Below are 12774 nucleotides of genomic sequence, written 5' to 3' on the forward strand. Positions count from 1 at the left end.
ACCCGAACCCACCCGACCGGGTTCGGGCCCTCGCCATGCCCGGGGCCCGGCACGCCACCCCAACCCGCCTCCCACACCACACCATCGCCGCGCGCTCGAAGCCCGATCCCCACGCGGCCCGCCAGCCGACAGCGACACCACCACGCCCACCCCACCATCGCCGCCCGCTCGAAGCCCCACCAAAACCGACCCGCCAGCCGAACACGACCTGTGGCTATTAGCGATCAATCGTCGATGGGCCCGGGACTCCGCGGGACGTACAGCGGATCTTCGCCTTACCTCCCGCGGAGTAGGGCGATTGCCTTCTTCGAGGCGATGTCTCGGGCCGAGGTCGGCAGGAGACTCGGCCGCATGCATCGTCGAAGAGACTCCCGTTCCCAGGCCGGGGCCCCCGGCTGCTCCCGAACCGGACTGCGGCATCCCTCAGTCCGGCCCGCGTGCGCCCTCGGGTTCGAGGAGTGTCCGCGGTGAAGTCGTTCTTCCTGGGTTGGACGCGCGTCGCGGTCGCCCTCCTTGTGCTCCAAGCCGGACTGGCCGGGTGGGGCGCGGTCACCGAGGGCGGGAACCGCATCGAGCGGTTCATCCTCCACGTCAGCAACGGCGGCATCCTCATCTTCTGGCTCATGCTGTCGGTCGTGTTCGTCCTCATCGCCCGGCCCGGGCGGAAAACCGTCTGGCTGACGGTCCTTTCGACCGTCATGATCCTGATGCAGGGCCTGTACGTCCACAGCTTCGGCCAAGACGGCATCGGCGGCGGCATCGGCATCGGCCTCCACGCGCTCAACGGCTTGGGCGTCCTCACCGTGCAGATCCTCGTCGCCCGACTGGCCAAGCGGTCGGTCGATGACCGGCGCGCCGCGAAGGCACGGGGAAGCGAGGTCCCGGCATGAGTCCCGTCTTCGCCAAGATCCTGCGGATCTGGATGCTCCTGCTGCTGACGCTGCTGGTCGTGCAGTTCGCCCTGGCCGGTTTCGGAGTCGGCTACGGCGGCGCGCTGGAGGACGGCTTCGAGGCGCACTTCCTGAACGGCAACGCCCTGCTGTACCTGTACGCGGCCGCGAACCCGCTCGCCTTGGCGGCGCGGTGCGGGGCCAAGATCGTGTGGCTGGCCGTCCTGGGGACCTTCATGGTGCTGGTTCAGCACGGCCTGGCCCTGGCCAACGCCCCGGGCACGCTCTGGGGCCAGTCGCTGTTCCTGGTGCACGCCCTCAACGGGGTAGCCCTGATCTACCTGGCCCACCGCACCGGCGTCCTGGTCCGGAACCGGATCCGCGGGCGCCTCCCGGCCGCCTCGCCGACCGGGCGGGGCCCGTCTCAGGCCGGATGAGCGGCGGGCGCGAACAGCAGCTGCGGGATGCCGTCGATGTCGAAGCGCTTGGCCTCGATCCGGTAGACCGGTTCGATGACCTCGGGTCGAAGGACCTCGTCGGGGGTTCCGGCGGCGGCGACCCGGCCGCGGTCGAGCAGCACCAGGGCGTCGCAGTAGCGGGCCGCGAGGTTGAGGTCGTGCAGGACCGCGACCGTGCACAGTTCGAGCCCGGCCACCAGGGACAGGATCTCGTGCTGGTAGCGGACGTCGAGGTGGTTGGTCGGCTCGTCGAGCAGCAGGTGGGTCGCGGCCTGGGCGAGCGCGCGGGCGATCAGGGCCCGCTGCCGCTCGCCGCCGGACAGCTCCCCCAGCGGCCGTTCGGCCAGGTCGGCGATGCCGGTCTGGCGCATCGCCTCCTGGGCGACCCGCTTGTCCTCGGGCGTGTAGGAGTTCCAGCCGCCCCGGTGGACCGAGCGGCCCAGCAGGACCGATTCCCAAGCGGTGAGCGGGAACTCGCCGTGCTCCTCCTGGGCGACCGAGGCGATGCGCCGGGCGCGCTCGCGCGGGCGGAGGTCGGCCACGTCGTCGGCCTCGACGGCGACGCGCCCGCCCGAGCGGCGCACCGAGGCGCCGATGGCGCGCAGCAGCGTGGACTTGCCGCTGCCGTTGGGGCCGACGAGCCCGGTGAGGGCGCGGTCGCGGGCCTCGAAGTCGACGCCCGCGACCGCCTCCACCGGCCCGTAGCGGACCGTCAGGGTCTCGGCCTCGATCACTGCGCCAGGGCCTCGATCAGCGCGCGGAGACCGCGCAGGGAGCTCTGGTCGGGGTTGAGGTCGGCGGCCGGGACGCCGATGACGCGGTCGTTCCGCACCGCCTGGAGGTCCTCGGCGCCGGGCTCGGACAGGAACTTGTCGAGCGACTCCTGGTAGTCCTCGCCGTAGACGCCGTAGTTGAGGACGATGTAGTCGGGGTCGGCGTCGAGGAGGGTCTCGAAGTTGGCCGGGAGGTAGGCCGAGTCCTCGTCGCCGTAGACGTTCTCGAGTCCGGCGCGGCCGAGCACGTCGTGGTGGATGCCCGCGCCGCCGTGGGCGCTCATCGAGGACTCCGAGGACCAGTAGTAGACCGAGGCGGCGGTGCCGCCGTCTCCGGCGGCCGACTGTTCGAGTTCGGCCAGCTCCGCCTGGTACTCCTCGATGCTGGCCGCGGCCTCGTCCTCGGTGCCGAAGACCTGCCCGAACCGTTCGATGTCGGCGAAGACGGTCTCGAAGGTGATCGCCTCGACCAGGCCCTCGTCGTGGTTGCACTCGCCGGTGACGACGAGGTTGGGGATGCCCGCGGCCTCGATGGTCGCCGGGTCGGCCTCGAAGAGCCCGTAGCCGACGATGATGTCGGGCTCGGCGCCGATGATGGTCTCGGCGGCCGGGTCGGCCGGGTCGAGGACCTCCACGTCCTCGGGCGGGTCTTCCAGGCCCTCGGGCAGCGGGGTGTGGAACTCGCCGGTGCGGGCGGTGATGCGGTCGGTCGCCCCGGCGGCGTCCAGCAGCGTGATCGCGGAGTGCCCGACGGTGAGGATCGACTGCGGCTCGGATTCGATGACGACCTCCTCGCCGCAGTTGTCGACGGTCACCGGGTAGGAGGCGCCGTCCTCGCTCTGGGCGGCGTCGCCGGCGTCGGCGTCGGAGCCGCAGGCGGCCAGGGCCAGCGACAGTGCGACGGCCGAGGCGGCCGCCAGGGAGGTGCGGGGGGCGGGGGTCTGCATCGGTAGCTCCTTGGGTTCGGATTGCGGGAGTGCGGCTCTCGCTCAGCGGGCGTGGAGCCTGCGGACGAGGACGATGAGCAGGGGCGTGCCGACCATGGCCGTGAGGATGCCCAGGGGGATCTCCTGCGGCGAGAGCATGGTGCGGGCCAAGGCGTCGGCCCAGACCAGGACCAGCGCTCCGGTGAGGGCGGCGGCGGGGACGACGAGCCGGTGGGAGGCGCCGACCATGCGGCGCACCAGGTGCGGCACGACCAGGCCGACGAAGCCGATCGCCCCGGCGACGGCCACGGCCGCGGCCACGCCGAAGGCGACCAGCAGCGCGGCGAACGCGCGGAACCGGGTGGGGCTGGTGCCGAGGCTGTGGGCGGCCTCGTCGCCGATCGCGAGGGCGTCCAGGCCCCGGGCCTGGAAGGTCATGGCGGTGGTGATGCCGAGGGCGGCGACGGCGGCGATCGGCAGGGTGGTCCAGTTCGCCTGGCCGAGGGAGCCGAGGGTCCAGAACAGGACTGCGCGGGCGCCGTCGCGGGAGTCGGAGGCGAAGATCAGGAAGTTGGTGAGCGCCTGGAGCGCGAAGGCCACGGCGATGCCGGCGAAGACCAGCCGCGAGCCGATCAGGGTGCCGCCGGTGCGGGCGATGCCGAAGACGAGGGCGATGGCGGCGATCGCTCCGGCGAAGGCCGAGCCGGTGAGGCCGAGGACCCCGGCGCCGAATCCGAACAGGATGGTGGCGGCGGCTCCGGCCGAGGCGCCCGAGGAGACGCCGAGCAGGTAGGGGTCGGCGAGCGGGTTGCGCACGAGGGCCTGGACGGCGGCCCCGGCCACCGACAGGGCGGCGCCCACGCAGGCGCCGAGGAGGACCCGGGGCACGCGGAGCTGCCAGACGATGTTGTCCTGGGCGGTCGTCCAGTCGACGGCGCCGAGGTCGGCCAGGTGGTGGGCGAGGATGCGGGCCACCGTGCCCGGGGGGATCGGGACCGGGCCGATGCCGACGGTCACCGGGATCGAGGCGACCAGGGCCCCCGTCAGCAATGTGATGCACATCGCTCCGCGGATCGCGCGGCGGCGCCCCGGCGGAGCGGCAGGCGCTTCGACGTGCGCCTCCGGTTCGACTGCGGTCGCCAATCGTCCCCCCTGGCTCGAAATTATCAGTATTGACAATCGTTTTCGATAAGTTAGCATGTTGCCATCCGCTGGCAATAGCCCCGTCGACCGAAAGGCGGATCCACTTGATCCATCTGCGGCTGATACCCCTGGCCCGCAACGCCTACCCGCTCCTGGCCCTGGTGGTGCTGATCGGACTGGGCCTGAGCGCGGCCGCGATCGGCCAGGCCCTGGTGACCGCCGAGATCTTCGCCGGCATCGTCACCGGGCTGTCCCTCGCCGACATCACCGTCTGGCTGGTGCTGCTCGCCGCCGCGCTGTGCGTCCGTCCCGCGCTCGTCTTCGCCAGAGAGATCGCCGTCCACGCCGTCGCCACCCGCTTCAAGTCGGCGCTGCGGGCCCGGCTCCTGGACGCCCAGGCCGAGGCCGGGCCCATCGCCCTCGGCCGCGAGCGCAGCGGCCACCGCCAGACGCTGGTCACCGACGCGGTCGAGAACCTCGAACCGTACTTCGGGCGCTACGTGCCGCACCTGGCCGTCACCGCGCTCACCTCGATCGCCGTCGTCGTCGCGCTCGTGGTCGTGGACCCGGTGGTCGGGGCCGTCGTCGGCGCCGTCGCGCTGGCGGTGCCGCTCGCGCCGCGCCTGTGGGACAAGGTCCTGGCCGACCGCGGCGACTCCCACTGGCAGGCGTACGCCGACCTCAACGCCGACGTGGTCGACTCCCTGCGGGGCATGCCCACGCTCAAAGCGTTCGGGGCGGCGGGCCGCAGGCGCGCCGAGCTCGCCCGGTCCTCCGGCGGCCTGCTGGCGTCCACGCTCCGCCAGCTCAAGGTCTCACTGCTCGAATCGGGGCTCACCGCCCTGTTCCTGATCGCCGGGCCCGCGATCGCCCTGGCCGTCGGCGTCGCCCGGGTCGGCTCGGGGGCCCTGGACGCGACCGCCCTGTTCACCGTGACGCTGCTGTCGTTCGAGGCGTTCCGGCCGTTCAAGGAGCTGTCGGGCTACTGGCACGCCGGGTACTTCGGCGTCGCCGCCGGACGCCGCATCCTGCCGATCCTCGACGCCCCCGCGCCGCCGGAGCCGACCGCCGCCTCCCGGAGCCCCGAACTGGGCGCCGGAGCCGCCATCGCGGCCTCCGGGCTCGGATTCACGTACCCGGAGGCCGAGACCCCGGCACTGACCGAACTGGACTTCACGATCGACGCCGGATCGACCGTGGCGATCGTCGGGCCCTCGGGCTCGGGCAAGTCCACGCTGGCGAGCCTGCTGCTGCGCCTGGCCCTGCCGACCGAGGGCGAACTGCGCCTCGGCGGCGTCCCCACCGCCGACCTCACCCGCGAGCAGTGCACCGACACCGCCGCGGTCGTCTCCCAGGCACCGCTGCTGTTCTCCGGCACGGTCGCCGAGAACCTCCGCCTGGTCGACCCCGGAGCCGACGACGCGGCCCTCAGAAGGGCCCTCGCCGCAGCCGGAGCCGCCGAAGTGGACGACCCGCGGCGGGGCGGCCTCGAAACGCCCGTCGGCGACGGCGGCGCGCTCCTGTCCGGCGGCCAGCGGCAGCGCCTCGCCATCGCCCGGGCCCTGCTCAAAGACGCCCCGGTCCTGGTCCTCGACGAGGCCTCCAGCGCCCTCGACGCCCGCCGCGAAGCCGAGATCCTCAACGCCCTCGGCGGCCGACGCACCCGAGAAGGAATCCCCGTGACCACTGTGATCATCGCCCACCGGATCGCCTCGATCCGCCGGGCCGACCGCATCCTCGTCCTCGACGGCGGGCGGCTGGTCGAGTCCGGCGACTGGGACGGCCTCATAGAACAGGACGGGCTGTTCGCCCGCCTCGAACGCTCCCAGCGCACCGAGGCGGTCGTCTGATGCGCGACGATTCGACCGCGCCCCGCTCCAGCGCCCAGCTCCTCCGCCCGGTCCTGAGCCTGCTCGGCGTCATCGGCGAGCACCGCGGACTGTTCTGGCGCTCCACGCTCAGCATGACGGGGTTCCAGGCGTTCGCCGCCGTCGCCGCGGGCCTGAGCGCCTACATCGCCTCCATCGTCGTCACCGACCCCGACGGCACCGGGCTCGCCTGGCTGCTGATGCTCGCGCTCGCATGCGCGGTCGCCGCGCACGGCGCGTTCGTCTGGTTCGAGTCCTGGATGAGCCACGTCATGGCCTACAAGGTCATCGACGGACTCCGGATGCGCCTGCACGACGCGATCGAGCGGATCAGCCCCGGCGGGATCAAGCGCCGCCGCGCCGGCGAGGTCTCCGGGGCCGCCATGTCCGACATCGAGAGCCTGGAGTGGTTCTACGCCCACACCGTCGGCGCGGCCCTCAACGCCGCGGCCGGGCCGCTCGTGGTCGTCGCCGCCCTGTTCGCCCTCACCGGCCCGGCGGCCCTCATCCCGCTCGCCGGGGTCGTGTGCCTGCTGGTCGTCCCCTGGCTCATGGGCCCACTCCAGGCCCGCCAGGGCAAGGCCGTCCGCGACGAGCTCGGCGAGCTCAAAGCCGCGTCCCTCGAAGGGGCCGAAGGGCTCCGCGAGATGCTCTCGCTCGGCCTGGCCGACCGCCAGAAGCGCCGGATGCTCGACCTGACCGGCCGGGTGCAGCGGCGCAAGCGGGCCTTCGCGCTGCGCGCCGGGGCCGAGTCCGCGCTGGCCGACCTCATCGTCGCGGTCACCACGATCGCGTTCCTGGTCGCGCTGGCCGCCGCCGTGCGCGCCGGGGACCTCGCCCCGGCCCTGTTCCCGGCCGCCGTGGTCCTGCTGACCGCGGCCTTCGCCCCCGCCGCCGGGATCTTCCCGATGTTCCAGCGGCTCGGCGAGATGTCCGCGGCCGCCGCCCGCGTGCTCGACGTCCTCAACGCCCCGGCGACGGTCACCGACACCGCCTCGGACGCGCCGCCGCGCGGACAGGGGCGCGGCGCGCTCCGCTTCGAGGACGTCGACTTCGCCTACGAGCCCGGCACGCCTGTCCTCGCCGGGCTCGACTTCGCGGTCGAGCCCGGCGAGCACGTCGCGCTGGTGGGCGCCTCCGGCGCGGGCAAGACCACCATCGCGCACCTGCTCATCCGCTTCTGGGACCCCGACTCGGGCCGGATCCTCCTGGACGGGAACGAGCTCCGCTCCACCAGCCTGGCCGAGGCCCGCGAGCGGATCGCCCTGATCCCCCAGCACCCGTACGTGTTCCGCGGGACCATCCGGTCGAACCTCCGCATCGCCGCCCCCGACGCCGCGGAGGAGGCCCTCTGGGAGGCGCTCGAGAACGCCCAGCTCGCCGACACCGTCCGCGACTGGCCCGGCGGCCTGGACGAGACCGTCGGCGAGGACGGCGCGACGCTCTCCGGCGGCCAGCGGCAGCGCCTCGCGATCGCCCAGGCGTTCCTGCGCGAACCGGACGTGCTGGTCATGGACGAGGCCGCCGCGCACCTCGACGGTCTCGGCGAGCAGGCGCTCGCCCGCGCCGTCGCCCGCATCCAGGCCGGCCGCACCGTCGTCGTCATCGCCCACCGCGTCTCCACCATCCGGCACGCCGACCGGGTGATCCTCATCGACGGCGGCACCGTCGCCGCCGAGGGCACCCACCACGAGCTGCTCGAACGCAGCGGCGAGTACCGCTCGCTGCTGGCCCAGGCGGAGCGGCCGGGCTCCGCACCCCAGACCCCCGCAATCGAGACCACCGGGAGGAGGTGAACGAGATGAAGCAGCAGAAGAAGATCGTCGTCAAGCCGATCGCGACCGAGCGTGCCGAGGAGAAGCTCCTCGCGCCGAACTCGAACAACCACGCGCACGTGTCCACCGCGTTCGCTTGGGCCAAGTAGTAGACCGGGAGGCCGCCCGCTGACGGCGGACGGCCTCGGATGAGCGGCGCTCCGCGGCTCACGAGTCGCGGAGCGCCCCAAGATCAACTCTAGCCCCGCCGGGAGCGCACATGCCGAACGAGTCCGCCACCGTCGCCGCCCGCGTCGAGATCCGCGCCCTCAGCGGCGGACGCGCCCTCATCACCGTCCCCACCGGTTCGTCATTCGCCGTGGACACCGCACCGGACACGGTGTTCCGCCTGGTCGAGGCGATCACGACCGGCGACGCCTCCCCGCTGCTGCCGGCCGACTGGCCCGAGCTCGCCGCCGACCTACGTGCGGCCCTGGAGGAAGGCGGGGCGTTCGCGGCACCGGAACCGGCCGGTGCGCTCGAGCCGCCTCCCGAGGTCGAGGCGTGGGAGCCGGGCGACGAGGCCGAGGCCCGCGCCGGGGACCTGCTGCTGCTCGGCGACTTCCACACCGTCCACGCGCTCGGGCAGGCGCTGCGCGAGCGCCTGCCCGCGACCAGAGCGGTCCGCAGCGTCGACGACTCGGACTGGCAGCGGGTCATCCACCGGGCCTTCCGCTCCGGCGAGGTGCTCGTCCACTGCGTCCGCGGCGGCGACGAGGCGACGCTGTCGCTGTTCGACCGGCACTGCGCCGACGCCCGCACCCCCTGGATCGCCGTCGAGGCCGCGCAGTCCCGGATCTGGGCCGGACCCGCCGTGGCCCCCGGGGTCGGGGCCTCCTACGAGGACTTCGCGGCCCGCAGGCTCGCGGCCGCGGTCGACCCCGAGGCCCACCGGGCCATGCGGACGCCCTCGCTCACCGGCGACTGCGGGCTCGCGCCGCACCAGATGGGCACCGCGGCGGCCGCGCTCGCCGACCTGCTCTCCGCGGGCCTCGAGGGGGACACCGTCGCCGAGATCGCCGCCGACGGGTCGGTGCGGACCCACCCGGTCCTGCCGCTCCCGGGCCGCGCCGCGACCGGCGCCCTCGACCACGTCCCGGACGACCTGGTCGACCCGGCCACCGGCCTGGTGCAGCGGGTCCGGTTCATCGAGCACCACCCGAGCGTCCCGCCCGGACTCGTCACCGCCCAGACCGACGTGGCGAACATGCGCCTGATCAGCCGCTGGGCCAACAACACCTCGTGCCAGGGCTCGGCCTTCGGCGACCGGGCGCAGGCCGAGGCCAGCGCCGTCGGCGAGGCCGTCGAGCGGTACTGCGGCAACCTCCTGGACACCCTCCCGGTGACCTACGGGTCCTACCAGGAACTGCGGCGCGGACCAGTCCGCGTACTCGCCCCCGACGACCTGGTGCTGTACTCCGAGAACCAGTACCGGGCCCCAGGCTTCCCGTTCACGCCACTGACCGGCGACCTGGCCGTCCACTGGGTGCCGGGCCGGTCCCTCACCCGGGACGAGGACGTGCTGGTCCCGGCCAGCATGGTGTACGTCAACTGGTTCACCGCCGGATACTCGGCCGCGCCGGTCACCAACTTCTGCCCCTTCGCCGGGATCGCGGCCGGACCGGACCTCGACTACGCGATCGTCTCCGGCCTCGAGGAGGTCATCGAGCGGCACGCCACCATGGTCTGGTGGATCAACGGCCACCCGCTCCCGGCGAGCGAGCCCACCCCCCGGCTCGAACGCCTCTGGGACGGGGTCGACCCCGAATACCGCCAGCGGCCGTCGATCATCATGCTCGACAACGAGTTCGGCGTGCCGGTCGCCGCCGGCGTCCTCCACGACGACGCGTCCGACTTCGTCAACGTCGGCTTCGCGAGCCGCCACACGCCCGAGGCCGCGGTCGAGAAGGCCTGGACCGAGGCGCTGACCCTCCAGGAGGGCAGCCGCGACCTGGCCGACCCCGAGGGCGCCCACTGGGCCGCGATGGCGCGCGGCGAGCTCAACAGCCGCTCGTTCAAGCCGTGGCGGCCCGACCGCCGCTACCTCGACGACTACCGCGAGGACATGCGCGACTGCGACGACCTGATGGTCCAGCAGCAGGTCTTCCTCGACCCGCGGGCCGTGGAGCGGATGGCGCACCTGCTCGAACCGGCCGCCACGCGTCCGCTCGCGGAGACCCCGGCGCTGCCGGAGCGGACCGTCGCCGCCTACCGCGCCGCGGTCGAGGCCCGCGGTCTGGAGGTCATCGTCGTCGACCTGACCACGCCGGACGTGGCCGCGACCGGGATGGCCGCCGTCCGGGTCATCGTCCCGGGCACCGTCGGCAACGCACCCGCCGCGTTCCCGTTCCTCGGCAAGGGCGTGCTCCAGGGCCTCGCCGTCGAGCACGGCTGGCGCGACGAGCCCCTGCCCGAGTCCGAGCTCAACCACTTCCCGATCCCCCATGCCTGACGTGTGGACCTACGGGCTCGGCGCGGACAGCGCCGTAGTCGCCGGCGGCGCGCAGTGGATCGTCGGGGCCGACGCGCCGACCCTGCTCGGACCCGAGGGAGCCGAAGTCCTCGCCGAACTCGCGGAGCGGGCGCCCGCGGAGGACCCGGCGCGGCTCGGCCCGGGCGACCTCGTGCTCGACTCCTCCCAGGACCTGCTCGCGGCCGCCGACGAGACCGACCGGCACCCGGGCGGCGGACCCCGGACCGCCGCCTGGCCCTTCGCCGGACGCTGGCACCGCCTCGCCCTCGAACCCGGAGACGCCGCGGACCTCGCCGGAGAAGCGGTCGCGAGCCTGCGCGCGACGGTTCCCGAGCGGCGCCTCGCCGAGGCGTTCAGCGGCCCGGCGGCCCGAGCCCCGGCGCGCCCGCCGTCGGCCGACACCGCGGCTCCGCCGCCCGGCACGCTCATACGCTGGAACGGGACTGGTTGGGAACCGCACCGGCTCCGTCCCGCCCCGGCGGTCGACCCCGTCACCGGCGTCCTGCGCCGCATCGCCTTCCGCCCCCGCGACCCGCAGCTGCCGCCCGGCTTCGTCCACGCCCATGCCGAACTGCCGCACCTCGCCAGCGCCGACCCGCGACTCCAGGCGGACGCGCTGGCCCCGGCCGCCGGATTCGGCGAGTCCGCGGCCCGGGAGGCGGCGGTCCTGTCGGGCGCGGCCCACTACTGCGGGGCCTATGCGGGCCAGGGCCGGCGGCGGCTCGCCTCGCTCCGGGAACTGCGCGCGGCCGGGGAGCGCGCCGTCGCGGTCGACGAATGGGAGCCTCACGACCCCGCGCTCTGCGACCGGCCCGGCTTCCCGTTCGCGCGCTTCGACGCCGACGCGAGGCTGTGGTGGGTCGCGGGCGAGGAGCGGGGCGGACGATGCTGGGTTCCGCTGAGCCTGGTCTACGTCGGATGGAGGGAAGCGGGACTCGAACCGGCCCCGGTGTTCCACGGCCACAACTTCACCGGTCAGAACGCGGGCTCCACGCTCGCGGAGGCCGCCGAGAGCGCCTGCGCCGACGCCGCCGCGCACGACGCGGTCGCCGTCTGGTGGGCGGCGGGCCGGGCGGTGCGGCTGCGCCGCGCACCGGTCCCCGCGAGCGTCCGGGCCGCGTGGGGCGACTGCCGGTTCGAGCTGCGGGTCCTGGCGGTCCCCTCCCCCGCCGGAGTCCCGGTCCGCCTGGCGGTCGTCGACGACCCCGACCGCGACCTGGTCTCGCTGGGGCACGCGGCGCACCGGTCCGGCGAGCGCGCCGCCGAACTCGCCGCGGCCGCGGCGCTGGTCCAGCACGTCTGCGCCCGCGACCTCGACTCGCCCGGCAGCCTCATCCGCGACGCCGAGGCGCTCGGGAACGGCGCCGTCGCCGGGCTGGCCCCCTACGACCCGCAACGGCGGTACGGCCAGGCGTTCGGTCCGGGCCACCGCGGCCTGATCGACCCCATGTGCCACGTCCAGTTCGGCATCGACCCGTCGGTGGCCGCCCACGTCCGGGAGCGGACGGCCCCCTCCGATACCGGGCCCGCGTCGCCCGACGGCGCAGGGGCGCCGGTCCGGTCGCTGCTGGAGGAGGCCGGGCACCGCGTGGTCGCCGTCGACGCCACCGCCGACCGCGTCCGCTCGGCCGGGCTCCGCGTCGCCCGCGCGATCGTGCCCGGGCTCGCCCGGCTCCAGCCCGCCGCGTTCCCGCTGGACCCGAACGGCCGCCTCGCCCGCGCCGCCGCCGCGATGGGGTGGGACGCGAGCGGGCTCGAAACCGTGCCCTACCCGGGGTGGTGATCCCCGGTCAACCGCCGCTGTGTGCGCTGGACCACCGAACTTCGATCCCACGACTCCTAGCGTCGAGGCTGCATTCGGCAATCGTTCGTCGCAAGTGACGGACCGAGCAGGAAAGTGGGGCGAAGCCACATGACGTCCGTTTCAAGCACCGGCGGCGTGACCGGCATGCGGGCAGTGCTGGCGCGGGCGATGCCCGGGATCGTCGGCGGCCTCATCGGCGGGATCGCGTTCGGCGTCCTGATGCAGGTCGAGGGCATGCTCCCGATGGTCGCCGCGCTGATCGACCAGTCCGCTGTCGGCGTCGGCTGGGTCGTCCACCTGGTCATCTCGGCCGGGCTGGGCCTGGGTTACGCGATCATCACCGGACCCCTGGTCAAGGGGGTCGGCTCGGGCCTGGTCACCGGCGCGGTCTGGGGCGTGATCTGGTGGGTGCTCGGCGCGTTGATCCTCATGCCGACGTTCCTTGGCATGGGCGAGATGGTCTTCGTCGTCGAGGCCATGCAGTGGAAATCGCTGATGGGCCATCTGATCTTCGGGCTCGTCCTCGGCGGGTTCTTCGGCATCATGGCACCCAAGATGCTGCGCCAGGCCGCAGAGAAGCGGTAGCGACCTTCATCGCCCTCCCGCCGTGGCGGGGGGGCCCCCC

At 73.9% G+C, this 12774-nt stretch carries 11 protein-coding genes; 8 read left to right on the forward strand and 3 right to left on the reverse strand.

The genetic code is table 11. The features are described from left to right. Nucleotides 1-467 precede the first annotated feature (467 nt). Nucleotides 468-890, forward strand: a complete 423-nt coding sequence (locus tag JFB92_RS14200) for a hypothetical protein (RefSeq protein WP_199039869.1) — start codon at nucleotides 468-470, stop codon at nucleotides 888-890. Next, nucleotides 887-1327 (forward strand): hypothetical protein, encoded by a 441-nt coding sequence (locus JFB92_RS14205; protein ID WP_199039872.1) that lies wholly within the window; start codon nucleotides 887-889, stop codon nucleotides 1325-1327. Before JFB92_RS14200 ends, JFB92_RS14205 begins: the two co-directional genes overlap by 4 nt. Here JFB92_RS14205 and JFB92_RS14210 read toward each other — a convergent pair. Genes JFB92_RS14210 through JFB92_RS14220 form a run of 3 tightly spaced genes read right to left on the reverse strand, consistent with a single transcriptional unit; the run spans nucleotide 1315 to nucleotide 4190 of the window. Continuing rightward, on the reverse strand, nucleotides 1315-2082 hold the full coding sequence (locus tag JFB92_RS14210; RefSeq protein ID WP_199039875.1) for an ABC transporter ATP-binding protein: 768 nt from the start codon (nucleotides 2080-2082) through the stop codon (nucleotides 1315-1317). The genes JFB92_RS14205 and JFB92_RS14210 overlap by 13 nt on opposite strands. Beyond that, the gene (locus tag JFB92_RS14215) at nucleotides 2079-3068 is read right to left on the reverse strand and encodes an ABC transporter substrate-binding protein (RefSeq protein ID WP_199039877.1); all 990 of its coding nucleotides are present in this window, start codon (nucleotides 3066-3068) and stop codon (nucleotides 2079-2081) included. Before JFB92_RS14215 ends, JFB92_RS14210 begins: the two co-directional genes overlap by 4 nt. Nucleotides 3069-3110: 42 nt before the next feature. Then, a complete protein-coding gene (locus tag JFB92_RS14220; RefSeq protein WP_233163223.1) occupies nucleotides 3111-4190 on the reverse strand; it encodes a FecCD family ABC transporter permease in 1080 nt (359 codons plus the stop codon). Nucleotides 4191-4294: 104 nt separating this feature from the next. Between JFB92_RS14220 and JFB92_RS14225 the strand changes: the two genes are divergently transcribed. From JFB92_RS14225 to JFB92_RS14245, 6 genes are all read left to right on the forward strand, one after another. Next, nucleotides 4295-6040 (forward strand): ABC transporter ATP-binding protein/permease, encoded by a 1746-nt coding sequence (locus JFB92_RS14225; protein WP_199039883.1) that lies wholly within the window; start codon nucleotides 4295-4297, stop codon nucleotides 6038-6040. Further along, nucleotides 6040-7854, forward strand: a complete 1815-nt coding sequence (locus JFB92_RS14230) for an ABC transporter ATP-binding protein (RefSeq protein ID WP_199039886.1) — start codon at nucleotides 6040-6042, stop codon at nucleotides 7852-7854. Before JFB92_RS14225 ends, JFB92_RS14230 begins: the two co-directional genes overlap by 1 nt. 5 nt (nucleotides 7855-7859) lie before the next feature. Next, nucleotides 7860-7982 (forward strand): hypothetical protein, encoded by a 123-nt coding sequence (locus JFB92_RS26195; RefSeq protein WP_269847949.1) that lies wholly within the window; start codon nucleotides 7860-7862, stop codon nucleotides 7980-7982. 110 nt (nucleotides 7983-8092) lie between these two features. After that, complete coding sequence (locus tag JFB92_RS14235) at nucleotides 8093-10324, forward strand: YcaO-like family protein (RefSeq protein WP_199039890.1); 2232 nt, start codon at nucleotides 8093-8095, stop codon at nucleotides 10322-10324. Further along, nucleotides 10317-12128 (forward strand): YcaO-like family protein, encoded by a 1812-nt coding sequence (locus JFB92_RS14240; RefSeq protein ID WP_199039893.1) that lies wholly within the window; start codon nucleotides 10317-10319, stop codon nucleotides 12126-12128. The genes JFB92_RS14235 and JFB92_RS14240 overlap by 8 nt, the downstream gene beginning before the upstream one ends. Before the next feature lie 129 nt (nucleotides 12129-12257). Further along, nucleotides 12258-12734, forward strand: coding sequence for a hypothetical protein (locus JFB92_RS14245; RefSeq protein ID WP_199039896.1), 477 nt, complete (start codon nucleotides 12258-12260; stop codon nucleotides 12732-12734). Nucleotides 12735-12774 lie beyond the last annotated feature (40 nt).

Source organism: Glycomyces salinus (assembly GCF_016428645.1).
Lineage (GTDB): Bacteria > Actinomycetota > Actinomycetes > Mycobacteriales > Micromonosporaceae > Glycomyces > Glycomyces salinus.

Bases quoted from the DNA above. Each gene is read 5' to 3' on its own strand.
- JFB92_RS14205 (WP_199039872.1), top strand. From the start codon at position 887: ATGAGTCCCGTCTTCGCCAAGATCCTGCGGATCTGGATGCTCCTGCTG.
- JFB92_RS14235 (WP_199039890.1), top strand. From the start codon at position 8,093: ATGCCGAACGAGTCCGCCACCGTCGCCGCCCGCGTCGAGATCCGCGCC.
- JFB92_RS14230 (WP_199039886.1), top strand. From the start codon at position 6,040: ATGCGCGACGATTCGACCGCGCCCCGCTCCAGCGCCCAGCTCCTCCGC.
- JFB92_RS14215 (WP_199039877.1), bottom strand. From the start codon at position 3,068: ATGCAGACCCCCGCCCCCCGCACCTCCCTGGCGGCCGCCTCGGCCGTC.
- JFB92_RS14245 (WP_199039896.1), top strand. From the start codon at position 12,258: ATGACGTCCGTTTCAAGCACCGGCGGCGTGACCGGCATGCGGGCAGTG.
- JFB92_RS14240 (WP_199039893.1), top strand. From the start codon at position 10,317: ATGCCTGACGTGTGGACCTACGGGCTCGGCGCGGACAGCGCCGTAGTC.
- JFB92_RS26195 (WP_269847949.1), top strand. From the start codon at position 7,860: ATGAAGCAGCAGAAGAAGATCGTCGTCAAGCCGATCGCGACCGAGCGT.